This window comes from Acidovorax sp. T1 (assembly GCF_002176815.1).
In the GTDB taxonomy this organism is placed as follows: domain Bacteria; phylum Pseudomonadota; class Gammaproteobacteria; order Burkholderiales; family Burkholderiaceae_C; genus Acidovorax.
In genome coordinates, this window is record NZ_CP021648.1 from 626,420 (window position 1) to 648,317 (window position 21,898).

At 64.7% G+C, this 21,898-nt stretch carries 20 protein-coding genes; 11 read left to right on the forward strand and 9 right to left on the reverse strand.

Annotation, left to right across the window (positions count from 1 at the left end; translation table 11 throughout):
* Positions 1–4 precede the first annotated feature (4 nt).
* The 8 genes from CCX87_RS02985 to motA form a co-directional block, all read right to left on the reverse strand.
* On the reverse strand, positions 5–802 hold the full coding sequence (locus tag CCX87_RS02985; protein WP_087743613.1) for a MinD/ParA family ATP-binding protein: 798 nt from the start codon (positions 800–802) through the stop codon (positions 5–7).
* Positions 795–2,288 carry a flagellar biosynthesis protein FlhF gene (flhF, locus tag CCX87_RS02990; RefSeq protein ID WP_087743615.1) on the reverse strand — a complete coding sequence of 498 codons (1,494 nt, stop codon included), beginning with the start codon at positions 2,286–2,288 and terminating at the stop codon, positions 795–797. The genes CCX87_RS02985 and flhF overlap by 8 nt, the downstream gene beginning before the upstream one ends.
* Positions 2,285–4,366, reverse strand: a complete 2,082-nt coding sequence (flhA, locus tag CCX87_RS02995) for a flagellar biosynthesis protein FlhA (RefSeq protein WP_087743617.1) — start codon at positions 4,364–4,366, stop codon at positions 2,285–2,287. Before flhA ends, flhF begins: the two co-directional genes overlap by 4 nt.
* Positions 4,363–5,517 carry an EscU/YscU/HrcU family type III secretion system export apparatus switch protein gene (locus CCX87_RS03000; protein WP_087743619.1) on the reverse strand — a complete coding sequence of 385 codons (1,155 nt, stop codon included), beginning with the start codon at positions 5,515–5,517 and terminating at the stop codon, positions 4,363–4,365. Before CCX87_RS03000 ends, flhA begins: the two co-directional genes overlap by 4 nt.
* A gap of 98 nt (positions 5,518–5,615) precedes the next feature.
* Positions 5,616–6,236 carry a protein phosphatase CheZ gene (locus tag CCX87_RS03005; RefSeq protein ID WP_087743621.1) on the reverse strand — a complete coding sequence of 207 codons (621 nt, stop codon included), beginning with the start codon at positions 6,234–6,236 and terminating at the stop codon, positions 5,616–5,618.
* 4 nt (positions 6,237–6,240) lie between these two features.
* The gene (gene cheY / locus CCX87_RS03010; RefSeq protein ID WP_087743623.1) at positions 6,241–6,627 is read right to left on the reverse strand and encodes a chemotaxis response regulator CheY; all 387 of its coding nucleotides are present in this window, start codon (positions 6,625–6,627) and stop codon (positions 6,241–6,243) included.
* Between the two features lie 108 nt (positions 6,628–6,735).
* Positions 6,736–7,668 (reverse strand): flagellar motor protein MotB, encoded by a 933-nt coding sequence (gene motB / locus CCX87_RS03015; RefSeq protein ID WP_087743625.1) that lies wholly within the window; start codon positions 7,666–7,668, stop codon positions 6,736–6,738.
* A 27-nt stretch (positions 7,669–7,695) separates the two neighbouring features.
* Positions 7,696–8,556: a flagellar motor stator protein MotA gene (gene motA, locus CCX87_RS03020; RefSeq protein WP_087743627.1), complete on the reverse strand. Its 861-nt coding sequence runs from the start codon at positions 8,554–8,556 to the stop codon at positions 7,696–7,698.
* 457 nt (positions 8,557–9,013) lie between these two features.
* On the opposite strand from motA, the gene CCX87_RS21535 reads away from it, so the two are divergent.
* The 4 genes from CCX87_RS21535 to CCX87_RS03040 all read left to right on the forward strand — a co-directional run bounded on the left by CCX87_RS21535 (position 9,014) and on the right by CCX87_RS03040 (position 13,667).
* Complete coding sequence (locus CCX87_RS21535; protein WP_087743629.1) at positions 9,014–11,122, forward strand: flagellin N-terminal helical domain-containing protein; 2,109 nt, start codon at positions 9,014–9,016, stop codon at positions 11,120–11,122.
* A gap of 157 nt (positions 11,123–11,279) precedes the next feature.
* Positions 11,280–12,749 carry a flagellar filament capping protein FliD gene (gene fliD, locus CCX87_RS03030; RefSeq protein WP_087743632.1) on the forward strand — a complete coding sequence of 490 codons (1,470 nt, stop codon included), beginning with the start codon at positions 11,280–11,282 and terminating at the stop codon, positions 12,747–12,749.
* Between the two features lie 110 nt (positions 12,750–12,859).
* Positions 12,860–13,375 (forward strand): flagellar export chaperone FliS, encoded by a 516-nt coding sequence (gene fliS / locus CCX87_RS03035; protein WP_087748146.1) that lies wholly within the window; start codon positions 12,860–12,862, stop codon positions 13,373–13,375.
* Positions 13,359–13,667 carry a flagellar protein FliT gene (locus CCX87_RS03040; protein ID WP_087743634.1) on the forward strand — a complete coding sequence of 103 codons (309 nt, stop codon included), beginning with the start codon at positions 13,359–13,361 and terminating at the stop codon, positions 13,665–13,667. The genes fliS and CCX87_RS03040 overlap by 17 nt, the downstream gene beginning before the upstream one ends.
* Before the next feature lie 311 nt (positions 13,668–13,978).
* On the opposite strand, the gene fliE is transcribed toward CCX87_RS03040, so the two are convergent.
* Positions 13,979–14,290 carry a flagellar hook-basal body complex protein FliE gene (fliE, locus tag CCX87_RS03045; RefSeq protein WP_087743636.1) on the reverse strand — a complete coding sequence of 104 codons (312 nt, stop codon included), beginning with the start codon at positions 14,288–14,290 and terminating at the stop codon, positions 13,979–13,981.
* 173 nt (positions 14,291–14,463) lie between these two features.
* Between fliE and fliF the strand changes: the two genes are divergently transcribed.
* The 7 genes from fliF to CCX87_RS03080 all read left to right on the forward strand — a co-directional run bounded on the left by fliF (position 14,464) and on the right by CCX87_RS03080 (position 21,884).
* Complete coding sequence (fliF, locus tag CCX87_RS03050; RefSeq protein ID WP_087743637.1) at positions 14,464–16,149, forward strand: flagellar basal-body MS-ring/collar protein FliF; 1,686 nt, start codon at positions 14,464–14,466, stop codon at positions 16,147–16,149.
* A gap of 27 nt (positions 16,150–16,176) precedes the next feature.
* On the forward strand, positions 16,177–17,175 hold the full coding sequence (fliG, locus tag CCX87_RS03055) for a flagellar motor switch protein FliG (RefSeq protein WP_087743639.1): 999 nt from the start codon (positions 16,177–16,179) through the stop codon (positions 17,173–17,175).
* Positions 17,159–17,896: a FliH/SctL family protein gene (locus tag CCX87_RS03060; RefSeq protein WP_087748147.1), complete on the forward strand. Its 738-nt coding sequence runs from the start codon at positions 17,159–17,161 to the stop codon at positions 17,894–17,896. The genes fliG and CCX87_RS03060 overlap by 17 nt, the downstream gene beginning before the upstream one ends.
* A gap of 25 nt (positions 17,897–17,921) precedes the next feature.
* Positions 17,922–19,280, forward strand: coding sequence for a flagellar protein export ATPase FliI (gene fliI / locus CCX87_RS03065; RefSeq protein WP_232476469.1), 1,359 nt, complete (start codon positions 17,922–17,924; stop codon positions 19,278–19,280).
* A 19-nt stretch (positions 19,281–19,299) separates the two neighbouring features.
* On the forward strand, positions 19,300–19,764 hold the full coding sequence (gene fliJ / locus CCX87_RS03070) for a flagellar export protein FliJ (RefSeq protein ID WP_087743642.1): 465 nt from the start codon (positions 19,300–19,302) through the stop codon (positions 19,762–19,764).
* Positions 19,765–19,766: 2 nt separating this feature from the next.
* The gene (locus tag CCX87_RS21240) at positions 19,767–21,098 is read left to right on the forward strand and encodes a flagellar hook-length control protein FliK (protein WP_232476470.1); all 1,332 of its coding nucleotides are present in this window, start codon (positions 19,767–19,769) and stop codon (positions 21,096–21,098) included.
* 219 nt (positions 21,099–21,317) lie between these two features.
* A complete protein-coding gene (locus CCX87_RS03080) occupies positions 21,318–21,884 on the forward strand; it encodes a flagellar basal body-associated FliL family protein (protein ID WP_087743644.1) in 567 nt (188 codons plus the stop codon).
* The last annotated feature ends 14 nt before the right edge of the window (positions 21,885–21,898 follow it).

Sequence of the window (21,898 nt, forward strand, 5' to 3'; positions counted from 1 at the left end):
CAGATCAGTGGCTCCGAACACCATGTGAAGGCAGGCCGGTCAGGTTGTGGATAGGCATTGCTGACATCGTTCCACCGATGGTGCCCGCGTTTTCCAGTAGTTGCAAGGCCAGGCGCTGCATATCCTGGCTATTGTGGGCGGACAGGGTGGTGGTGCGCACCCGCCCCCCCAGGTGGCGGTCTGCGCATTGCTGCAAGGTGCGCAATGCACCCGCTGCTTGGGTGCGCTCCGGTGCGCTGTTTTCCTGCAATACTGCAGCCACGGTACAAGGCAGGCCGGCATGCAGCGCGATCTGCTTGAGGGTTTGGTAGCTCGTCAGCACGCCTGCTGCTCCCGGCGGCATCATGACCAGCGGCGTGGTGGCCGTGTGCGTGAGCAGCGGGCCGAGTACGCTGGCCGGGGCGTGAAGAACCAGCAGCCCGTAGGCGCGGAAATAGGGCAGCAACCCTTGCAGCGGAGCGGTGTCGGTTGCCCGGGCGATGCGCGCCAGTTCGGGCAGGCCTTGGGCGGCAGGGATGACAGCCAGGGACGAGGCGATGTCCCCCAGGTTCAGGCTTGCGCCCTCGTGCCACGGCGCCTGGCTGAGCAGGTGGTGAAGCCCCGGAGATGCCTCTGTCTCATAGGCCGTGCCATCCAGCACCACCACCGGGTAGCCCAGGCGTTGCAGACTGGCGCACAGTTGCCAGAGCACCTCCATGCCGGTTTCCGCTTGCCCGTGGCTGGCCACGGCCAGCACGCGCAATTCGGACTGCGGTGTGAAGCTGAGCAGGCCAGCACCCTGGTGAAAGCTGACGTCAAGCATCCACAAGCCCCCGTTCGGTCATGGTGTCGGGCGAGTGTGAGAAAAAGAAGTTCAGGTCGGTCGCCTTGGGGTCGAACGCTGACTTTGTCGGCGCGCGCATCGATGTGCTGATGAGCTGGTGCGCATCGGCGGTATCCCAGTCTTCGGGAACGCGCTGGCCATTGGTGATGCCGCGCAGCACCATCTGGTGGCGGATCAGCGCATCCAGCGCGGGGCCCAGCTTGACGGCTTCGTCCACCTTGGAAAGGATGGCCTGCTGCGATCCGCTGGTCTTGAAGGCGGTGAGCACATCGTCGAGCGTGTCGCCGTGGCAGCCGGCGTTCAGCACCAGCAGGCGATTGACGTTGGGCAGGTCCAGCACGTCCAGCATGTCGCGCTTGCGCGGATCGCGCGGCGCCACGCCCGTGGTGTCGATCAGCACCATCTTCTTGCCGCTCAGCAGCCCGAGCAGGTCTTGCAGCGCGGCGCGGTCGTGGGCCAGGTGGGCCACGATGCCCAGCATGCGCCCGTAGGTGCGCAGTTGCTCATGGGCGCCCACGCGGTAGGTGTCCAGCGTGATAAGGCCCACACTGGCAGGTCCGTGGATGCGTGCGCAATGGGCGGCCAGCTTGGCCGTGGTGGTTGTCTTGCCCACACCGGTCGAGCCCACCAGCGCAAAGATGCCGCCTTCTTCATACAGCGGCGGCGCGTGCATGTCGGTCTTGAGGTTGCGCTCCAGCACCTCCATGAGCCAGCGCACCGATTCGGCCGCCGACAGCTCTTCGGGCATGCGCTCCAGGATGGCACGCGACAGGGCAGGCGAATAGCCGGCGCGGATCAGTTTGAGCATCAGATTGGACTGGATCGGGTTTTGTTTGGCCTGGCCCAGCCACGAGAGCGTGTTGAACCGGTCTTCAATCAGCTCTTTCATGGCCTGCAGCTCGTTCATCAGGCTTTGCTGGCCTGCCGAGGATGCGGGTGCGGCTGCCTGGGCCATCGGGGGCTCCGGGCGGCGACGGGGCGCGGGCTCTGCGGGGCGCTCCATGGGCGCCGCACGCAGCGGGTTGTGGCGGGCCACCTGCATCGGCGCCTGCGGGGCGGGCATGCGCTCGCGATCGGAAGTGGGGTCGCGGCTGCGATCCGTGAGCGTGGGCGTTTCGGCTGGGCCATTCAGCGCCTCATGGCGGCGCCGCAGCATGCGCTCGCGCACATAGTCCTGAAAAGAAAGTGTGCTCATCGCCAGCTGTTCCGTGTCTTCTTCCACCGGGTTGCGCGCGGCGGGTGCCGGGCGGGCGGCGCGTTGCGCGGCGGGAGTCAGATGCGTCTGCATGCCCGAGGCGGCGCTGCCGCTGTCCAGGTCCGACAGGGTGTCTTCGGCGGTGGCCACCACCTCCACACCATTGGCCGTGGGGCGGTTGGACAGGATGAGCGTGCCTTCGCCAAACGCCATGCGCGCTTTGGCCAGGGCCTCCCGTGACGTGGGAGCGTGAAAGCGTTGGATGTTCATGCGGATGCACCTTTGAGGATGGGCCCAATACGGATGGTGTGGGTCTCGGGAATTTCACTGTGCGCCAGCACCTGCAGGCGCGGCGCTACGCGGCGCACCAGCCGGGAAATGGCGGTGCGAATCTGGTCGGGCACCAGCAGGCAGGCGGGCAAGCCCATCTCTTCCTGCTTGAGCGCCACTTCGGCCGCTTTTTGCGTCAGGATGTCTGCCACGCCGGGGTCCAGGGCAGGGCCGGCGGCATTGCCCAGGGCCTGCACCAACAGGCGCTCCAGCCCGGGTTCGATGGCGATGACGTTGAGTTCGCGCGTCGGGCCGTAGATTTGCTGCACGATGGCGGGCGACAGCGCAATGCGCACCCGCCGCGCCAGTTCTGCCGGGTCCGAAATGCTGACGGCGTGCTCGGCCAGCGTCTCGATGATGGTGCGGATATCGCGAATGTGCACAGATTCTTCCAGCAGCAGCTGCAGGACTTTCTGGAACGTTGCGATAGAAACCATTTTCGGGACCACTTCTTCGATGAGCTTGGGGGCCAGCTTGGCCACATGCTCCACCAGCTGCTGGGTCTCTGTCCGGCTGAGCAATTTGGCGGCTTGCACTTGCATCAAGTGTGACAAATGGGTGGCCATCACGGTTTCTGAATCAACCACGGTAAAACCCGCCATTTGTGCCGCTTCCTTCTGGCGTTCGTCGATCCAGTGCGCGGGCAGCCCGAAAGCGGGGTCGGTGGTGGGGGTGCCGATCAGCGGCGTGGTGATGCCGCCGGGGTTGATGGCCAAAAACATGCCGGGGAACGCCTCGCCTTCGCCCACCACCACGCCACGCAGCGTGATGCGGTAACCGCTGGGCTTGAGCTCCAGGTTGTCGCGCACATGCACGGCGGGCGGCAGAAAGCCCACCTCTTGCGCAAACTTGCGGCGCACGCCCTTGATGCGGGTCAGCAGGTCGCCCTGGCGGCTTTTGTCCACCAGCGTGATCAGCCGGTAGCCCAGCTCCAGCCCCAGCAGGTCCACCGGCTGCAGGTCGTCCCAGGTGGCTTCGCCGTCGCTCACGGGGGCGGGCGGGGTCTCGACGGCTGGTGGCACCTTCTGGCGCTCGTGCAGCACCCACGCGCCATAGGCCAGCAGCCCGCCCATGGTCAGGAACACGATGTGCGGCATGCCGGGAATCAGCCCCAGCAGCAGCAGGATGCCGGCGGTCACGCCCAGCACGCGCGGCGACAGGAACAGTTGCTCCACGATCTGGCGGCCCATGTCATGGTCTTTGCCCACGCGCGAGATCACCATGGCGGCCGCCACCGAAATCAGCAGGCCAGGAATCTGGGCCACCAGTGCATCACCAATGGCCAGCAAAATGTAGCTGTCGGCGGCCTGCTTGGCCGACAGGTCGTGCTGCAGCACGCCAATGGCAAAACCGCCCACGATATTGATCAGCAAAATCAGGATGCCGGCCACGGCATCGCCGCGCACAAACTTGGAGGCGCCGTCCATCGAGCCGAAAAAGTTGGCTTCCTCGGCCACTTCGGCGCGGCGACGCTTGGCTTCCTTTTCGTCGATCAGGCCGGCGTTCAGGTCGGCATCCACCGCCATCTGCTTGCCGGGCATGGCATCCAGCGTGAAGCGGGCCGACACCTCGGCAATGCGCTCGGCGCCCTTGGTCACCACCACGAAGTTGATCACCACCAAAATGGCGAACACGATCAGGCCCACGGCAAAGTTGCCGCCAATCAGGAAGTGGCCAAACGCCTCGATCACGGCACCCGCCGCGCCGGGGCCGGTGTGGCCTTCCAGCAGCACCACGCGGGTCGAGGCCACGTTCAGCGACAGGCGCATCAGCGTGGTCAGCAGCAGCACCGAGGGAAAGGCCGCGAAATCCAGCGGGCGCAGCATGTATGCCGCCACCATCATCACCATCAGCGCCACCGCGATATTGAGCGTGAAGAACGCATCGAGCAGCCACGGCGGGATGGGCAACACCATCAGCGCCAGGATGGCAACCACCAGCAAAGGGGCCGACAGGCCCTGCAGCGCGCCGGCGTTGCTGCCCGCCCATTGCCGAAGAGACTTTACGGAGGTGTTCATACGGCAGGGCCTTGCGGTGCCACCCGGTTCAGCGGGTCGAGCTCAGGGGGAACATGGGGCTGCACCATCGCGTCGGGCATCTTGCCCTCGCCACGCAGGGCGGCCTTGAGGCGGTACACATAGGCCAGCACCTGGGCCACCGCCGTGTACAGCGTGGCGGGAATGGCCTGGTCGAGTTCGGCATGGGCATACAGCGCGCGCGCCAGCATGGGCGACTGCAGCACCGGCACGCCGTGGGCGCCGGCCAGATCGCGAATCTTCAAGGCAATCAGGTCGGTGCCGCGGGCAATCACCTGCGGGGCGCTCATGGACTGTTCGTCGTATTTCAGGGCGACGGCATAGTGTGTGGGGTTCATCACCACGAAATCGGCCTTGGGCACGGCGCCCACGCTGGCGCGGTCGGCCATTTCGCGCTGGCGCTGGCGGATGCGGCCCTTGGTGTGGGGGTTGCCGTCCGACTCTTTATGTTCCTGCTTGACTTCTTCGTGCGACATCTTCAGCCGCGACTTGAAGAAATACGCCTGCAGCGGCACATCGATCACGGCCGCCAAAAACACCACCAGCAGCAGCAGGCTGGTGCCGGAAATCATCCACTGTGCAACATGGCGAAGTGCGAGCGGCGAGGGTTGCAGCACCAGCATGGCCACGCTGTGGATGCTGTTGCGCATGAAATTCCACGCCACGAATGACAGGATCGCGGTCATCAGCACCATCTTGGCCACGTTGGCTATCTGCTGCTTGGAAAAAAGGTTGGCGGCCCCGGAGATCGGGTTGAGCCGGCTGAACTGCGGCGCGATGGGCTTGGCGCTGAAAATCCAGCCGCCCGCACCTATGGCGCTGAGCAGGGCCGCGCCACCCGTCAGCACGGCAAACACCGTGCTGGCCACCAGGCCCACCAGCACCATGTCATTCAGGCGGGTGAGCATGCTGCCCGTGGCCATCACGGTGGCTGCATCGAAGCTCAGCTGCTGCTCCATGGCGCGCTGCATGTGCTCCATTAATTCAGGGGTCAGCACCATCAGGCAGCCGGCCCCGGCGCCCAGGATGGCCAGGTGCGAGAGATCGCGCGAGCGGGCGCCCTGGCCGTCTTCACGCGTTTTCTGGAGCTTTCGCTCGGTCGCGGGGAGGCTTTTTTCTTGGCTGGATTCCATGGTGGCATGACGGTGGGTGCCATGCCATTGTCGTGAGCGACCTGGAAATCTAAAGCCCGATAAGAGGCCCGCTGGGCCTGCTTATCGGGTGGCGCAGGTCAGAAACCCAGGCTTGCCAGCAGGTCATCCACCTGCGACTGGTTGGCAACCACGTCGGGCGTATGCTCGGGGTCCACCACCGGCCCCGCCAGATGCGCGCGCGGCGCCTCGACCGCAGCTGTCTGCATGTTGGGCGGTGCGGTCTGGATGAGCAGTTGCACCAATTGCTGTTCAATTGTTGCCGTCAGATTCACCACGCGAGTAATCACCTGGCCCGTGAGGTCGTGGAAGTCCTGCGCCATCATGATCTCGGTCAGGTGCGCGTCGGCCTCGGCGGTCACGCGCTCCACGTCGGTGAGAAAGTTCATGATCTCGCCCTTGGCTACAGCCGCCACCGGGTCTTTCACCAGCGACGCGACCACCCTGCGGGTTTCTTGCGCAATGAAATCGTGCTGCGCCTTGGCCTGCTCCACGCGATAGAGCACTTTCTCGGCCGCTTCCCCGGTGAGCCGGGCGATATACGACAGCCGGCTTTGCGCATCGGGCAATTCGTCCATGGAGCCGCGCAGCTTTTCGGCATAGCCCAGTTCGTTCAGCGCATCGTGCAGCTGGCGCGTCAGTTGCCCGATCTTGTGGTGAACATCGGCGGAATCCGCCGGCGAATTCTCGGTTGGCACCATGGCGTCATAACCCCATCTTCTTGATAATCAGGGTAACCTTCTCCTCGAGGGTCGCCTTGGTAAACGGCTTGACGATGTAGCCCGCAGCACCCCCTTGGGCAGCGGCCACAATGTCTTCCTTGCGCGCCTCTGCCGTCACCATCAGCACAGGCAGGTGCTTGAGCTTGTCGTCCTTCTTGATTTCCGCAAGCAACTGAAAGCCGTTGATGTTCGGCATGTTGATGTCGGTTATCACGAAGTCGAATTTGCTGTTGCGCAGCTTGTTGAGCGCGGCCACGCCGTCCTCGGCCTCATCGGCCTCGGCAAATCCGCTTTCCTTGAGCAGATTGCGAATAATGCGTCGCATGGTGGAAAAATCGTCAACGATCAAAAAGCGAAGGGCGGTGGTCACTTGGGACCCTTTCGGTCGAAATTGGCTGGGGATATTGTCATGGAGCGCAGGTTGTGTGACAAGTCGTAACGCATGCCGTAACGTATGTCATAACGCATGCCGCAATGGTTACCTGGCGGGATCGGCATTTTCCTGCTTTTCTTTCATCAACTGGGTGGAAGTGACGGTCGGAATGCCTTTGCCCATGAGTCTTTCTTCGGCCTCATGCGTCAAAATGGTGATGGTGATGCGCCGATTGGCAGGGGCGAGCGGGTTGTCGGGCTCCAGCAAATCGCTGGCGGCCATCCCTACGACCCGCCCCAATCTAGCGTCTGGCATGCCCGCCGCAACCAGTTCGCGGCGCGCGGCATTGGCGCGGTCGGCCGACAGCTCCCAGTTGCTGTAGCCCCGGTCGCTGTTGCTGTAGGGCAAGGCGTCGGTATGGCCGGCCAGGCTGATGCGGTTTTCCACGCCCCCCAGCGCCGCGCCAATTTCGCGAAGAATGTCGCGCATATAGGGTTTGACCATGGCGCTGCCACTGTCAAACATGGGGCGGTTCTGGTTGTCCACGATCTGGATCTGCAGGCCGTCCGGCGTGACATCGATGCGGATTTGCGACTTGTATTCATTGAGCCGCGGGTTCTCCGTGATCATGGCGTCGATCTTGGACTGCAGGGCCTTGATGCGGGCTGCGTCCTGCCTGGCCCGCTCGGCGCGCGCCGTGTCGATGCTCATGCGGCGATTCTTGTCCTGTTCGGATTCGGAGCGCCGCACCTGCCCATGCACCTTGGTCAGATCGGTGCCCCCGCCCGCAATCACACTGGAGCTGTTGCCCGCGCCGTCACCCCCCGCCATGGCCACCTTCAGGGGCGAGTTGAAATAAGCGGCAATGCCCTGCAGTTCGCCCTGGGCGGTCGAGCCCAGCAGCCACATCAGCAAAAAGAAGGCCATCATGGCCGTCATGAAGTCGGCGTAGGCAATCTTCCACGCCCCTCCATGGGTGGCATGGTTGCTCTTCTTGACGCGCTTGATGATGATGGGCTGGAGTTTTTTTTCTGCCATGGTGTTGTGCTCCGACGCGGCGCGCGCTTACTTCTTGCCCTTCACATGCCCCTCCAGCTCAGAAAAGCTGGGGCGGTCGGTCGAGAAAAGCACCTTGCGGCCAAACTCGATGGCTGTGGCCGGGTTGTAGCCCTGCATGCTCGCCAGCAGCGTGTTTTTGATGCATTGCAGCTCCTTGGCCGCATCTTCGGCCTTTTGCTCCACCAGCCCTGCCAGCGGCTCCACAAAGGCATAGGCCAGCAAAATCCCCAGAAAGGTACCCACCAGCGCCGACCCGACCATGCCGCCCAGCACCGACGGCGGCTGGCCCACCGAGCCCATGGTGTTCACCACCCCCAGCACGGCGGCCACAATGCCGAAGGCCGGCAAGGCACCGGCCACACGGTTGAGCGCCGCCACCGGCGCATAGGCCTCCTGGTGGTGGGTGTCGATCTCGCTCTCCATCAGCGCCTCGATTTCGTGCGAATTGAGGTTGCCCGACACCATCATGCGCAGGTAATCGGTCATGAACTCGATCACATGGTGGTCGCTGCCTACCGTGGGGTATTTGTTGAATATTTCGGACTCTGCAGGCGCCTCCACATCCTTTTCAATCGCCATCAGCCCCTCTTTGCGGGCTTTTTGCAGGATGTCATAGAGCATCGCCATCAGCTCCATGTAGCGCGCCTTGGTGTATTTGGAGCCCTTGAGCGCCACAGGAATGGCCTTCATGGTGGCCTTGATCACCTTGGGCTGGTTGTTGACCACAAAAGCCCCCACGGCCGCACCGCCGATGGTGGCCATTTCAAAAGGCAGCGCCTTCAGCACCACGCCAATGTTTCCGCCATGCAAAATGAACACGCCAAAGACGCAGACCAGGCTGACGATGTAACCAATGATGACGAGCATGGGAATGGATTCTGGCAGAGTCCTTGGCGCCCATAAGCGCGAACAAGGCCCGCTTGGGCCGCCAGATTGCGCTGCTGGAGCATGTTGGCCACTGCCAGCGCTTGCACTGCCCGATGCAAATCCGCGTCACCCGTCGCCCTGCGCCCCGAACGTTTTGGTGACCGCCCCTCGGTTGCGCCGGTTTGACTCCCGCTCCCGCCGGGAGAGGGCGGGGTGAGGGCTTGCGGCTTGACCAAGCCAAAAGCGCGCACAACACACAAAAAGTTACGCCGGCCCTAAAGTTTGTTGCGCATGGGGCCGATAACCCAAGCAACAGGGAACAAAACCCCTGCCCCCGAAAGCAAACCCCGCAAGCAAAAGTGAGGCGCCAACGGGTTGGGCGGCCAGCGTGGGCTGGCACTGGATACCGACAGCAATACCGCGCGTTCGGACTTTCGTTACACAAGGAGCTATCACCATGGCACAGTTCATCAACACCAACCTCACATCGCTCAACACGCAAAACCAGTTGAACAAGTCGCAGGCCGCGCAATCCACGGCCATGGAGCGCCTGTCTTCCGGCCTGCGCATCAACAGCGCCAAGGACGACGCCGCCGGTTCGTCCATCGTCAACCGCTTCACCGCCCAGATCAAGGGCCTGAACCAGGCCAGCCGCAATGCCAACGACGGCATCTCGCTGTCCAAGACGGCGGAAGGCGCGATTGGCGAAGTCAACAACAGCCTGCAGCGCCTGCGCGAACTGGCCGTGCAGTCGGCCAACGGCACCAACACCGGTGTGGACCGCAAGGCCATCGCGGCCGAATCCAAGCAGCTGCTCGAAGAAATCAACCGCGTCTCCAGCACCGCCAACTTCAACGGCTCCAAGCTGCTCGATGGCTCGTTCAAGACCCAGTTCCAAGTGGGCGCCAACTCGGGTGAAACCATTGGTGTGTCCATTGGCCGCCTGGATACCAAAACCCTGGGCAGCGCCGCCACGGCAGCGGTCAGCACGGCGCAAAACGCCAGCGCGAATGCGCTGAAAGACGGTGACCTGTTCATCAACGGCGTGGGTATTGGCGCCTCGCTGGGCGCGGCCGACACGGCATCGTCCACCAGCAAGGAAACCAGCGCCATCGCCAAGGCAGCCGCCATCAACGCCAAGTCGGCCCAGACCGGCGTGACGGCCCAGGTCAATGCCACCGAAGTGGGTGGCACCGCTATGGCGGCTAATGCCCAAACGGGCAGCGTCGTGATTAATGGCGTGACCATCAATATCGCCACTACGAGCGATTTGTCAGCTTCGCGCCAGTCGGTGGTGGCTGCCATCAATGCCAAGTCCAAGGAAACCGGCGTGACCGCCGAAGACACCGGCCTGGACAGCGGTGGCGTGAAGCTGACCGCAGCCGATGGCCGCAATGTGGATATTGGAACTTTTACGACTGTCACAGCTGCGGGCACGGGTCTGGCCGCGACCAGCACCAACCGCGGCTCCTTCACCCTGGTGTCCGACAAGGCCATCACCATTGCCGGCAGCAACGCGGGTGACCTGAAGAATTCGGGCCTGCGTGCGGGCAGCTACGACGCCCAGGTGGCTTCCGCCTCGGGCGTGGCTGCCACCGCAGCGCTGGCTACTGGCACCACCACCAAGATTGCAGCGGGTGACTTCTCCATCAACGGCCAGTTGGTGGGCGCTTCGCTGACCAGCACCGACACGGCCTCGTTCAATGCCAAGGACAGCAGCGCCATCTCGCGCGCTGCCGCCATCAACGCCATCAGCGGCAAGACGGGTGTAACGGCGACGGCCAATGCGACCGAAGTGGCGGGGGGTACTGCCGCCATGACCGTTGGGGCGACAGCAGGCAAGCTGGTCATCAATGGCGTGACCACGGGCACCATCACTACCACGGCAACGTCCACCCAAGCCGAGAACCGCGCCGCCGTGGTGGCTGAAATCAACAAGATTTCCGCGCAAACCGGTGTGGTGGCTATCGACACCAATGACGACACCAAGGGTGTGCAACTGGTGGCGGCCGATGGGCGAAATATCACGGTGGATGCAGGCGCAGGCACTGCGGGCTTATTGACCGCAGCTTCCACGGGTCTTAATGGAGCTTTCGTTGGTGCAGCTGATGACAACGCCAGAACTTTCACCAGCAGCATCACCCTGACCTCTGCCAGCGAGTTCACCATCGACAAGGGCACCAACGCGACAGCGGTGCTGAAGAACAGCCTGGGCATGGGCGCAGGCACCTACGGTGCTGGCCGCAGCGGCCAGTCGCTGGACACCATCGACCTGTCCACGCAGGAAGGCGCCAGCGCCGCCCTCACGGCCATCGACAATGCCCTGGCCACGGTGGACTCGGCCCGCGCCGACCAGGGTGCGGTGCAGAACCGCTTTGACTCGGTGCTCAGCAGCCTGGCTTCGTCGTCGGCCAACCTGACCGACGCCCGCAGCCGCATTCAGGACGCTGACTTTGCCGCTGAAACGGCCAACCTGTCCAAGGGCCAGGTGCTGCAGCAGGCCGGTGTGGCGATGCTGGCGCAGGCCAACCAGCTGCCCCAGAACATCCTGTCGCTGCTGCGTTAAGCACGGCAGGCAGGGGGCCGGGCCGCAAGGTCTGGCCCGGGGCTCCATGACAAAGCGGCGTAGCGGCCTGTCCGCACGCCGCTTTTCAGGCTTTACAGATCCAGCCGCCCTGCGATGATGCGCGTTGTAGGTTGAGTGCACACAAGGAGTTCACACCATGGCAATCACTTCAATCGGACTGGGCAGTGGCCTGGACGTGAACAACATCGTCACGCAGCTGCGCAGCATCGAAGAGCGGCCACTGACCCTGCTCAAAAGCAAGGAGTCGCTGGTTGACACCAAAATTTCGGCCTACGGCCAGGTGCAGTCGCTGTTTTCCACCTTGTCCGACGCGGCATCCAAGCTGTCGCAGTCGTCCACCTGGACGGCGCGCACGGTCACTTCGTCCAACAGTGCGGCGGTGTCGGCATCGGCCTCCAGCGGCGCGGCCGTCACCTCGTTTTCGGTCGAGGTGAGCCAGCTGGCGCAGTCGCAGGTGTCGGCTTCCACGGCGGTGGCCGCTGACAAAAGCCTGGGGGGCGGCACGCTCACCCTGCAGCTGGGCTCCTGGGGCGACGACGCGGCCGAGCCTTTTGGCAAAAAATTCGTGGCGGGCAGCGCGGCGGCGGTGGACATCAAGATCGACGCCGGCTCCAGCCTGTCGGGCGTGGCCGCGCAGATCAACCAGGCCAAGGCCGGCGTGACGGCCACCGTGGTGGCGGGCACCGGCGGCCCGCAGTTGCTGCTCAAGTCCGCCAGCACCGGCGAGGCCATGGGCTTTCAGATGACCACGGCCGACGCCGCAGAGCCGCCGCTGCAGGCCAACGAAGTGGCCCTGAGCACGCTGGTGCTCGACCAGGGCGCCGCCAGCATGCAATACGCCACCGATGCCAAGGCCGCCATCAACGGCATTGCCGTGCAGTCGGCCAGCAACACCCTGACCACGGCGGTGGAGGGCATGAGCCTGACGCTGAGCCAGAAAACCACGGCCGGTGCGCCGGTGCAGGTCAATGTGACCGACGATACAGCCTCGATGCAGAAGGCGGTGGAGGCCTTTGTGTCGGCCTTCAACGCAGCCAACCAGATGATCACCAACCTGACCGGCTACGACAGCACGGCCAAGGCCGGCGAGGGCGGCTCGCTGCTGCAGGGCGACTCGACGGTGCTGGCGCTGCAAAACCAGATGCGCCGCATGGTGGGCGATGCGGCGGGTGCCGGCGGCGTGTTCGGGCGCTTGTCGGACATTGGCATTGGCGTGCCCAAGAGCGTGGGCGGCAAGGTCACGTCAACCAATCTTGAAATCGACAGCAGCAAGCTCAAGGCGGCGCTGGCCGATGTGGGCGCCGTGCGCTCGCTGTTCACCGCCAGCACCGATGACGCGGCCACCGAGGGGGTGGCGTTGAAGTTCAAGCGCATGACCGATGCGGTGCTGGGTACGGGGGGCACGTTTGCTTCCAAGTCGGAGGCGCTGAATAACCAGAAGACGACCCTGACCAAGGAGCAGGAGCGTGTGACGGCCCGGGTGGACAACTGGGAAGCGCGCATCCGCAAGCAGTATTCGGCGCTGGACGCGACGATGAACAAGATGAATTCACTCAACAGCTACATCACTCAGCAGGTCGAGCAGTGGAACAAGCCCACCCAATGATGGCGCGATGGGCGCTCAGCCGAAAGCGCAGAAGTTTTTGGCAAAAAACCTTGAGTTTGGCGCCGCACAGCCGATAAATACAACAAGAACAACCCGCTATGGATGCCACCGTGTTTACTCCCGCCTTCTCCCGTGCCGCCACTGCGTACCAAACCTCCAGTGTGGAAACCGTGGTGCAGGACGCCAGCCCGCATCAGCTGATCGTGATGCTGTTCGATGGCCTGCTGCAAGCCATCAACCACGCCAGTGGCGCGCTGCAGCGCAAGGACATCGCCACTTTTGGCCACCAGGTGGGGCGTGCGGTGCGCATTCTGGATGAGGGCCTCAAGGGCGGGCTGGACATGCAGCGCGGCGGCGAGGTGGCCGCCAACATGCGGGCCCTTTATGACTATTGTGTGCGCCGCCTGACTCAGGCCAATCTGCACCACGATGCCGACGCACTCGCCGAGGTGGTGCGCCTGATTGCTCCCGTGGCTGACAGCTGGAAGCGGATTGGCGACCAGGCCGCCGCCATGGCGCCCGCGCCGGCGGCGGCCCCCGTGGCGATGCGCCCCGCCGTCACTTCGGGCATGGCGCCGCGCCGTATGGCGTCTGCCGGCGCTGCGGCGTATGCCCAGGGAGTCTGATGTGCTGATTGACTACTACAAGGCCATCGAAGACAGCAGCCTCAAGATGCTGGAAGCCGCCCGCGCCAAGGACTGGGACGGCGTGGTGCGCTACGAGAGCGCTTGCGCCGTGCTGATCGAGCAGCTGCGCTACGAGGCACAAGCGCAGGATCTGCCGCCCGAGCAGCGCAGGGAGAAGATGCGCATCATGCAGCGCATCCTGCGCAACGACGCCCAGATCCGCTGCCTGGCCGAGCCCTGGCTGGTGCAGTTTGAGCACCTGTTTGAAGGTCAGCCGCAGATGATGCACTGAGGCCCCCTGCGGGTTGCCAGGGGCCAGGCGGTCGATATTGGGGCGAAAATATGTGTGTAGCGCTTGTTCCATAAGCGCTCAAAGCTATCAAAACAGTAGTAAATCCGGGCAGATGCTGCTGCTGCGAAGTTAGTGCAACGAAAAAAAAGCCACTCTGTGACAGGGTGGCTTTTTTATTGGCGAAATTCGACGCAAGCGCTTATGTGGAAAGCGCCATATGCTATTAAAAACGGAGTGAGCGGGGGCGCCGGGGGTGCGTGATTCTCGGAACGTGAGGCATTCCTGGCAGGCTGCCCTTGCCGGGGCCCGCCTCAGACCTGCATGTTCATGATGTCGGTGTAGGCCTGCACCATGCGGTTGCGCACATGCAGCGTGGCCTGAAAGCCGATTTGCGCTTTCTGGATGGCCACCATGGTCTGCTCCAGGCTGACAGACGGGTTTTCCATCTGCACTTCCTGCTGCAGGCCGGTGGCGTGGTTCTGGGCGGCGCTGACCGATTGCAGCGCGCCTTTGAGCGCCCCCGAAAACCCGACGTCGTTGCCTTCGTTTTGCGGCGCTGCAGCACGGCGCGCCAGGCCGGCACCCGACAGGGGGGCGGCAGAGCTTGGTATGCGGAGGTCCATGGCGGTGTGGTGCGGGAAGGGGGGATGTCGCAATACTAGGGCCTGGGGCGCCGGCTATCCGGGGGAAATGATGGTCAAATGCGCGGCTTATCCAGCGAACATCCGGGTGATGGGCCCGAATAATCGAACCAACGCCAGGACCGTCTGATCGGCCCGCCCTACTGGAAAGCGAAATGTCTGCAGTTGCTGAAATCCCCGTCACTCCCCCCGCAAGCTCTGGCTGGCTGCAGCGCCTGTCGGCGCTCGACCGGGCGCAGCGCATGCGGCTGGGTGTGGGGGTGGCGCTGCTGGTGGCGGTGGCCATTGCGGCCATTGTGGTGGGCCGCCAGCCCGACTACCGGGTGCTGTTTGCCAACCTGAATGACAAGGACGGGGGCGCCATCGTGGCCCAGCTGTCGCAGATGAACGTGCCTTACAAGCACGCCGATGGCGGCGGCGCCATTTTGATTCCGGCCGACCGCGTGCACGACGTGCGCCTGCGCCTGGCCACGCAGGGGCTGCCCAAGGGGTCGGTGGCGGGTTTCGAGCTGATGGAGTCGAGCAAGTTCGGCATGACGCAGTTCCAGGAGCGTCTGAATTTTCAGCGCGGGCTGGAGGGTGAGCTCACCCGCTCGATCCAGGCACTGTCGTCGGTGCAGGGGGCCCGTGTGCACCTGGCGCTGCCCAACCAGAACGGGTTTTTCCGCGAGCAGCAAAAGCCCTCGGCCTCGGTGCTGGTGAGTCTGCACCCGGGCCGCATTCTGGACCGGGCGCAACTGGCGGGCATCGTGCATCTGGTGGCGTCGAGCGTGCCCGAGCTGGCGCCATCGGCCGTGAGCGTGCTGGACGATACGGGCAAGCTGCTGTCGCAGTCGCCCGACGCCGCATCGGGCACCGGCGTGGATGCGCAGCAGCTGCTGTATGTGCAGCAGCTGGAGCAGCAATACACGCGCCGCATCATGGAGATTCTGGAGCCCGTGGTGGGGCGCAACAACGTGAAGGCGCAGGTGTCTGCCGAGGTCGATTTCACCCAGACCGAGTCCACCTCTGAGCAGCACCGCCCCAATCTGGCTACCGATGCCAGCGCCATCCGCAGCCAGCAGGTGGTGGAAAGCAATGGCCCCCAGGGCGCTGCGCTGCCCACCGGCGTGCCCGGCGCGGCCTCGAACCAGCCGCCCGCACCGTCTGCTGCGCCCATCAACGGCGCCAATCCGCCGCTGGCGGCGGCCAACGGCCAGCCACAGGGGGCGTTGGGTGCAGGGGGGCGGCGCGAGTCGGTCATCAATTACGAAGTGGACAAAACCGTCCGCGTGACGCGCGGCGGCAGCGGCGCCGTCAAACGCCTGAGCGCGGCGGTGGTGGTGAACTACCAGTCGGCCGAAGACAAGGGCAAGACGGTGGCCAAGGCGCTGACGCCCGCGCAGCTGGAGCAGATGACGGCGCTGGTGCGCGAAACCATCGGGTTCAACAAGGAGCGCGGGGATTCTGTCAACCTGATGAACACGCCGTTCCAGGTGGATGCGCCGCCGGTCAACGATGTGCCGCTGTGGAAGCAGCCCGAAATGCTGGACCTGGCCAAGAGCTTTGCCTGGCCCGTGGGTGCGGTGCTGTTTGCGGCCCTGGTTTTGCTGGGGCTGGTGCGGCCGGCCCTCAAGGGCGCGGCGCGGCCCCGGGCCATTGCGGTAGCCGGTGGCACGCTGGACGCCCTGGAGGCCGAGCAGCCCGAGCGGCCCGCCCTTCCGGCGCCCACCAGGCAAAACGAGCTGCTGCCGGTGTCGCCCGAGCAGATGCAGCTGGAAGAGGCGCGCCGACTGGCCAAGGAGAACCCCATGGCCGTGGCCAATATTTTGAAAACCTGGGTGAACGGCGATCCCGTCTGAGCCCGGATCTGAACGGACAACTTATCTATGGATGAGCAGGGCCTCAACGACGCCGCCATCATGCTGATGTCCCTCGGCGAGGAGGAGGCGGCCGAAGTGTTCAAGCACTTCTCGCCCAAAGAGGTGCAAAAGCTGGGCGAGACCATTGCGCGCATGCGTTCGGTGTCGCGCGACAAGGTGGACATGGTGATCAACCGGTTTTCCAACGCCGCAGCGGCGCAAAGCCTGCTGGTGTCCGACACCAGCAACTACGTGCGCGCGGTGCTCAAGCGGGCGCTGGGCGATGACAAGGCCGGGTTGCTGATCGACCGCATCTTGCAGGGCGGCGATGTCTCGGGCATTGAAAGCCTGAAGTGGATGGACCCGCTGTCGGTGGCCGAGTTGCTGCGCAATGAGCATCCCCAGATCGTGGCGGCCATTTTGGTGCACCTTGATGCAGACCAGGCCGCTGCCGTGCTGATGAATTTCACCGAACGCCAGCGCAGCGAAGTGCTGCTGCGCGTGGCCACGCTCGAAGGTATCCAGCCGACCGCGCTGAAAGACCTGAACGAGGTGCTGTTCAAGGTGCTGGCGGGGGGCGACAAGATTCGCAAAAGCTCGTTGGGCGGTGTCAAGGCGGCGGCCGAGATCATCAACATGCTGGGCGGCAACATGGACAGCGTGGTGCTCGAATCCATCCGCGGATACGACCCCGATCTGGCCCAGAAGATCATGGACAAGATGTTCATCTTCGAGGATGTGCTCAAGCTCGATGACAAGGCCATCCAGTCGGTGCTGCGCGAAGTGGCGTCGGAGACGCTGATCGTGGCCCTCAAGGGCGCGGTGCCCGAATTGCGCGAGAAATTCCTCTCCAACATGTCCACCCGTGCGGCAGAGGCCTTGCGCGAAGATCTGGAGTCGCGTGGCCCGATGCGCCTGTCGGAAGTGGAAGCCCAGCAAAAGGAAATCCTCAAGACGGTGCGCCGCCTCTCTGACGAGGGCCAGATCGTGATTGGCGGTGGTGGCGGTGATGATGCCTTCGTCTAACCAGCGGGTGTATTCACGCTTCATCCCCAGCGAAGAGGTGGGGGATTTCACCCACTGGAAATTTGGTGCGGTGGATGGCTCTGGCCTGGTAGAGCCCACGCCCGACGCCGAGGCTGTGCCAGAGTTGCCGCCTGCACTTGACGAGGCGCAGCAGCAGGCCCTGATGCAGGCGGCCTGCGATGAGGCTTATGCGAGGGGCGTGGCCCAGGGCGAGGCGCAGGCCGCGCTGGAATGGCAGCGCCGCATGGACGACTACGTGGCGAACCAGGGCCAGGAAGCGGCCCAGCGGCTCAACGCCGTGGTCCAGTCGTTGCAGGCCTCGCTGGCCGACATGCAGCAGCACATGGCGCAGGGCATGCTGCACCTGGCCAGTGACATTGCCCGCCAGGTGCTGCGGCATGAGTTGTCGGTCAACCCGAACGCGGTGCAGCCGGTGGTGCGCGAGGCCGTGGGCATGCTGGTATCCGAGGGGCGCCCGGCGTTGGTGCGCCTGAACCCTGCGGACATGGAAGCGCTGGCAGCGCCGTTGCGCGAAGAATGGGATGGCGCCGCCGTGCAGTGGATGGCGGACGCCGCGGTGCCGGCTGGCGGCTGTCTGGTGGAGTCGGCCGGCACGGTGGTGGATGGCAGCCTGGACAAGCGCTGGCAGCGGGCCGTGGCGGCGCTGGGGCTCGATTCTGCGTGGCAGGACGGCGGGGATGGCGATGGCAACGACCGCTGAGCCGGGTTCTGCCTGGACGCGTTTCATGGACGATGCCCGTGCACGCGTGCAGGCGGGCGTGCCGCTGGAAACGCGGGGCACGCTCACGCGCCTGACGGGCCTGGTGCTGGAGGCTGCCGGCATCCGCGTGCCGGTGGGCTCGCAGTGCATGGTGCAGATGCCGGGCCACGCGCCCATCCTGGCCGAGGTGGTGGGCTTTTCTGCCGACCGGGCCTTTTTGATGCCCGCCGGGGATATCCATGGCCTGTCCAGTGGCGCCAGCGTGGTGCCTGCGGCGCCCTACATCCCCATGCCGCGCCTGGGCGAACCACCGCGCCCGGTGCACCGCGCCGGTGTGCTGCGGCTGCCCATGGGCGATGGCTTGCTCGGGCGCGTGGTGGATTCGCAAGGCCTGCCCCTGGACCACGGCGGCCCGGTGCAGGATGTGGTCTCCGAGCCCATGGACCGCCGCCAGATCAACGCCATGGACCGTGACCCGGTGCGCGAGCCGCTGGACACCGGCGTGCGCGCCATCAACGCGCTGCTGACCGTGGGGCGGGGGCAGCGGCTGGGCTTGTTTGCGGGCTCGGGCGTGGGCAAGAGCGTGCTGCTGGGCATGATGGCCCGCTACACCCAGGCCGATGTGATCGTGGTGGGGCTGATTGGCGAGCGCGGGCGCGAGGTCAAGGAGTTTGTCGAAGACATTCTGGGCGCGGATGGCCGCGCACGCTCGGTGGTGGTGGCAGCCCCGGCCGATGCGCCGCCGCTCTTGCGCATGCAGGGCGCGGCCTATGCCACGGCGGTGGCAGAGCATTTTCGCGACAAGGGCAAGCATGTGCTGTTGCTCATGGATTCGCTCACCCGCTACGCCATGGCCCAGCGGGAGATCGCGCTGGCCATTGGCGAGCCACCGGCCACCAAGGGCTATCCACCATCGTGTTTTGCCAAGTTGCCTGCGCTGGTGGAGCGCAGCGGAAACGGGCTGCATGGCGTGGGGTCGATTACGGCGTTCTACACCGTGCTGTCGGAGGGCGACGACCAGCAGGACCCCATCGCCGATGCGGCGCGGGCCATTCTGGACGGGCACATCGTGCTGTCGCGGGCGCTGGCCGAAACGGGGCACTTTCCGGCCATTGATATCGAGCAGTCGGCCTCGCGGGTGATGCACAACGTGGTCTCGCGCGAGCACTTTGACGTCGCAAGGCGTTTTCGTGCGGTGTATTCGCGCTACCAGAAAAGCCGCGATCTGGTGCAGGTGGGGGCGTACATGAGCGGCTCCGATCCGGCGCTGGATGAAGCCATCCGCCTGCAGCCCCAGATGGCTGCCTTTTTGCAGCAGGACATGTTCGATGCGGCCTCCATGGAGCAAAGCCTGCACGCCATGGCCGCAGTGCTGGGCCGCTGACGCAGGGGGCGCAATCGGCATGTCAAACCTCAACGCTCTGGCGGTTGCCGTGGACGTGGCCTTGCGCAAGCGCGATGAGGCCCGGCGGCTGTTGCAGGACGCCCAGGGCGCGCAACAAGCCGCGCAAGACCAGCTGAACCAGCTGCAGGGCTACGCCCGGGAGACAGAGGGGCGTTGGGGCATGCGCGCGGACGCCGCAGTGCAGCCCGAGGTGATGTTTCACCACTACCAGTTCATGGACCGCCTGGGCCATGCTGCGGGCTTGCAGACGCGTGTGGTGGATGAACACGCCAGCCGCGTGCAGGACGCCACCCGCAACTTGCTGGACGCCGAGTTGCGCCTGGCCAGCTTGCGCAAGGTGGTGGAAAAGCGCCAGCAGGACCACCAACGCCAGCAAATGCGCCGCGAACAAAAGCAAACCGATGAGCGCGCTTCGATGCAGCTGCGCAATTCCATCAATGGCCCGCCGGGCCGGGAGTATTGACAATGGAACCAACACGCATCTCTGTCCCGCAGGGCGCCCAGGGCGCCCAGGGCCCCCAGTCCACGCGTGCAAAAGCGAGCGCGCAGCAAGCCGGTGGCCCTGTGGACCCCTCGGCGCAGGGCGGGTTTTTGGCTTTGCTCGCGTCTCTGGACAGCGCGGGACCGGGTGACGTGCCGCCTTCCGATCTTGTGGTTGTGGACAGCAGCGCACATTTTTTGCCTTCAAGCTCAGACAGTACGGTGGACGGCAGCGTGGTGCATCCTTCTCTGGTGCCAACGGACCCCGCATCCATGGCAGCCTGGCAGGGGCTGCTGGCGCCTGGGAGTGCGCCAGGGACTGCGGTGGCAACGGCAACGGCAGGCGGCGGTGGGAGTGAGCCAAGTCTGGCGGGTATAACCGGTCCCGATGGGCTGCCAGCCGCCGATGGGCTGGTGGCGCAGACGGCGATGCTCGATGGTGCTGCGGAAGTGGGTGGGATGAAGCCGCCAGGCGGTGCCGTGGCGGGCTACAGCCGCATGTTTTCGCGCATTCAGAACGCGTTGTTGCAAGGGGGTGAGTTGCCGGGTTCGGTGGCTGCCGCCTCGGCAGGCGTCATCGGGGCAGAAAAAAAGCAGGCCTTGGTGGCGGCTGTTGCAGCACAGGGCGCTCAGGCCGTCACGGATTCGCGCGCGCTGGGTGGGTCTTTGGCCGATGCAGGGTCACGCGACGGACGCGAGTTGCCGGGTGGGCAGGGCGGCACTGCACAAGCGTTCGCTCTGGAAGCCTTTACTGAAAGCCGGGTGCCTCAGCGCGCAGGCAGCGCCACCAGCGGTGAGGCGGGTGGCCGCCCTTCCGCAGAGGCCGCTTGGGGTGACTGGGGAACTGTGCACACGGGCCCGCAGACGGAGGGGGTGGAGGGCGCAGCCGCGTTTGCGGACCCGACGCAGGCGGGGGCAGAAGAGCAGGTCGCGGACCAGGTGGCCTACTGGGTGAACCAGAAAACGCAGAACGCCGAGATGACACTGGACCGCGATGGGCAACCGGTGCAGGTGACAGTGTCGCTTTCCGGCAGCGAGGCCCATGTGACGTTTCGCAGCGATCAGGCGCAGACCCGCGAGTTGCTGGATGCGAGCATGTCGCAATTGCGCGATTTGTTGCGCGACGAAGGCCTGGTGTTGTCGGGCACCACGGTGGGAACCACGGCGCGCGACGGCGCTTCGCCCAACGATTCTGGACAGCGCCAGGGCCGGGAAGGTGAGCGGCGCGCGCAGGTGGTGGCGTCCGTGTCGGCTGCCGTGGCACCAGTGCGGCGCCCCGGCGGCGCGCCTGACCGGGCCGTGGACATTTTTGTGTGATGCCCTGGCCCCTGGAGCTGGGGGTGCGCAGGCAGGAGGAGCGCTTATTTTCGGTATGGCCCCGCTGAGTTCTTGGCATGAGGTGGCGGAATGCCGGGGGTTTGGGCTTTTATTCTGGCTATTATTGGCCGGCACCTCGCCTAATAATGGGCTTGCAGTGGATCGTGCGCTCTTTCGGGCGCGGACGCTGCATGCTTTCTACCGCAAGGAATTTTCAACGTGTCTGCCACCACTCCCGCTGCCGCACCAGTCAAGGTGAAAAGCAAGAAGCTGATCGTGATCGGCGCTGTGCTTGTCTTGCTGGTCCTCGTGGGGGCTGGCGCCGCGTGGTTCCTTGCCAGCCGGTCTCATGCCGAGGAAGACGACGGTTCGGCGCCCGAGCGCAAGGAGGCGGTCAAGGTGGTGCCGACGTTCCTGCCCATGGAGAACATGGTGGTTAATCTCGCCGACCCCGGTGGTGATCGTTTTGCGCAGATCGGCATCACGCTGGAAGTGGCGGACGCCAAGACGGCCGAGCAGATCAAGCAATACCTGCCCAGCATTCGCAGCGGCATTCTTTTGCTGGCGTCACAGCGCACCTCGGAAGAGCTGCTGCAGCGCGAGGGCAAGGAGAAGCTGGCCTCCGATATCTTGCGGGAAGTGTCCCGTCCGTTGGGTTACTCGGTGTCGTCGGCCAAGCCCCGGCACGAGGTGCAGGATGACGACGCGGACGAGCCCGCCGCGCGCCGCAAGGTCGAGAAGAACCCTGTGCAGCGGGTGTTGTTTTCCAGCTTCATCATCCAGTGAACTGGCAAGGATTT

Excerpts from the sequence above, each read along its gene's own strand:
- CCX87_RS02985 (WP_087743613.1), bottom strand. The coding sequence starts at position 802 with ATGCTTGACGTCAGCTTTCACCAGGGTGCTGGCCTGCTCAGCTTCACA.
- flhF (WP_087743615.1), bottom strand. The coding sequence starts at position 2,288 with ATGAACATCCAACGCTTTCACGCTCCCACGTCACGGGAGGCCCTGGCC.
- flhA (WP_087743617.1), bottom strand. The coding sequence starts at position 4,366 with ATGAACACCTCCGTAAAGTCTCTTCGGCAATGGGCGGGCAGCAACGCC.
- CCX87_RS03000 (WP_087743619.1), bottom strand. The coding sequence starts at position 5,517 with ATGGAATCCAGCCAAGAAAAAAGCCTCCCCGCGACCGAGCGAAAGCTC.
- CCX87_RS03005 (WP_087743621.1), bottom strand. The coding sequence starts at position 6,236 with ATGGTGCCAACCGAGAATTCGCCGGCGGATTCCGCCGATGTTCACCAC.
- motB (WP_087743625.1), bottom strand. The coding sequence starts at position 7,668 with ATGGCAGAAAAAAAACTCCAGCCCATCATCATCAAGCGCGTCAAGAAG.
- motA (WP_087743627.1), bottom strand. The coding sequence starts at position 8,556 with ATGCTCGTCATCATTGGTTACATCGTCAGCCTGGTCTGCGTCTTTGGC.
- CCX87_RS21535 (WP_087743629.1), top strand. The coding sequence starts at position 9,014 with ATGGCACAGTTCATCAACACCAACCTCACATCGCTCAACACGCAAAAC.
- fliD (WP_087743632.1), top strand. The coding sequence starts at position 11,280 with ATGGCAATCACTTCAATCGGACTGGGCAGTGGCCTGGACGTGAACAAC.
- CCX87_RS03040 (WP_087743634.1), top strand. The coding sequence starts at position 13,359 with ATGCCCAGGGAGTCTGATGTGCTGATTGACTACTACAAGGCCATCGAA.
- fliE (WP_087743636.1), bottom strand. The coding sequence starts at position 14,290 with ATGGACCTCCGCATACCAAGCTCTGCCGCCCCCCTGTCGGGTGCCGGC.
- fliF (WP_087743637.1), top strand. The coding sequence starts at position 14,464 with ATGTCTGCAGTTGCTGAAATCCCCGTCACTCCCCCCGCAAGCTCTGGC.
- fliG (WP_087743639.1), top strand. The coding sequence starts at position 16,177 with ATGGATGAGCAGGGCCTCAACGACGCCGCCATCATGCTGATGTCCCTC.
- CCX87_RS03060 (WP_087748147.1), top strand. The coding sequence starts at position 17,159 with ATGATGCCTTCGTCTAACCAGCGGGTGTATTCACGCTTCATCCCCAGC.
- fliI (WP_232476469.1), top strand. The coding sequence starts at position 17,922 with ATGGACGATGCCCGTGCACGCGTGCAGGCGGGCGTGCCGCTGGAAACG.
- fliJ (WP_087743642.1), top strand. The coding sequence starts at position 19,300 with ATGTCAAACCTCAACGCTCTGGCGGTTGCCGTGGACGTGGCCTTGCGC.
- CCX87_RS21240 (WP_232476470.1), top strand. The coding sequence starts at position 19,767 with ATGGAACCAACACGCATCTCTGTCCCGCAGGGCGCCCAGGGCGCCCAG.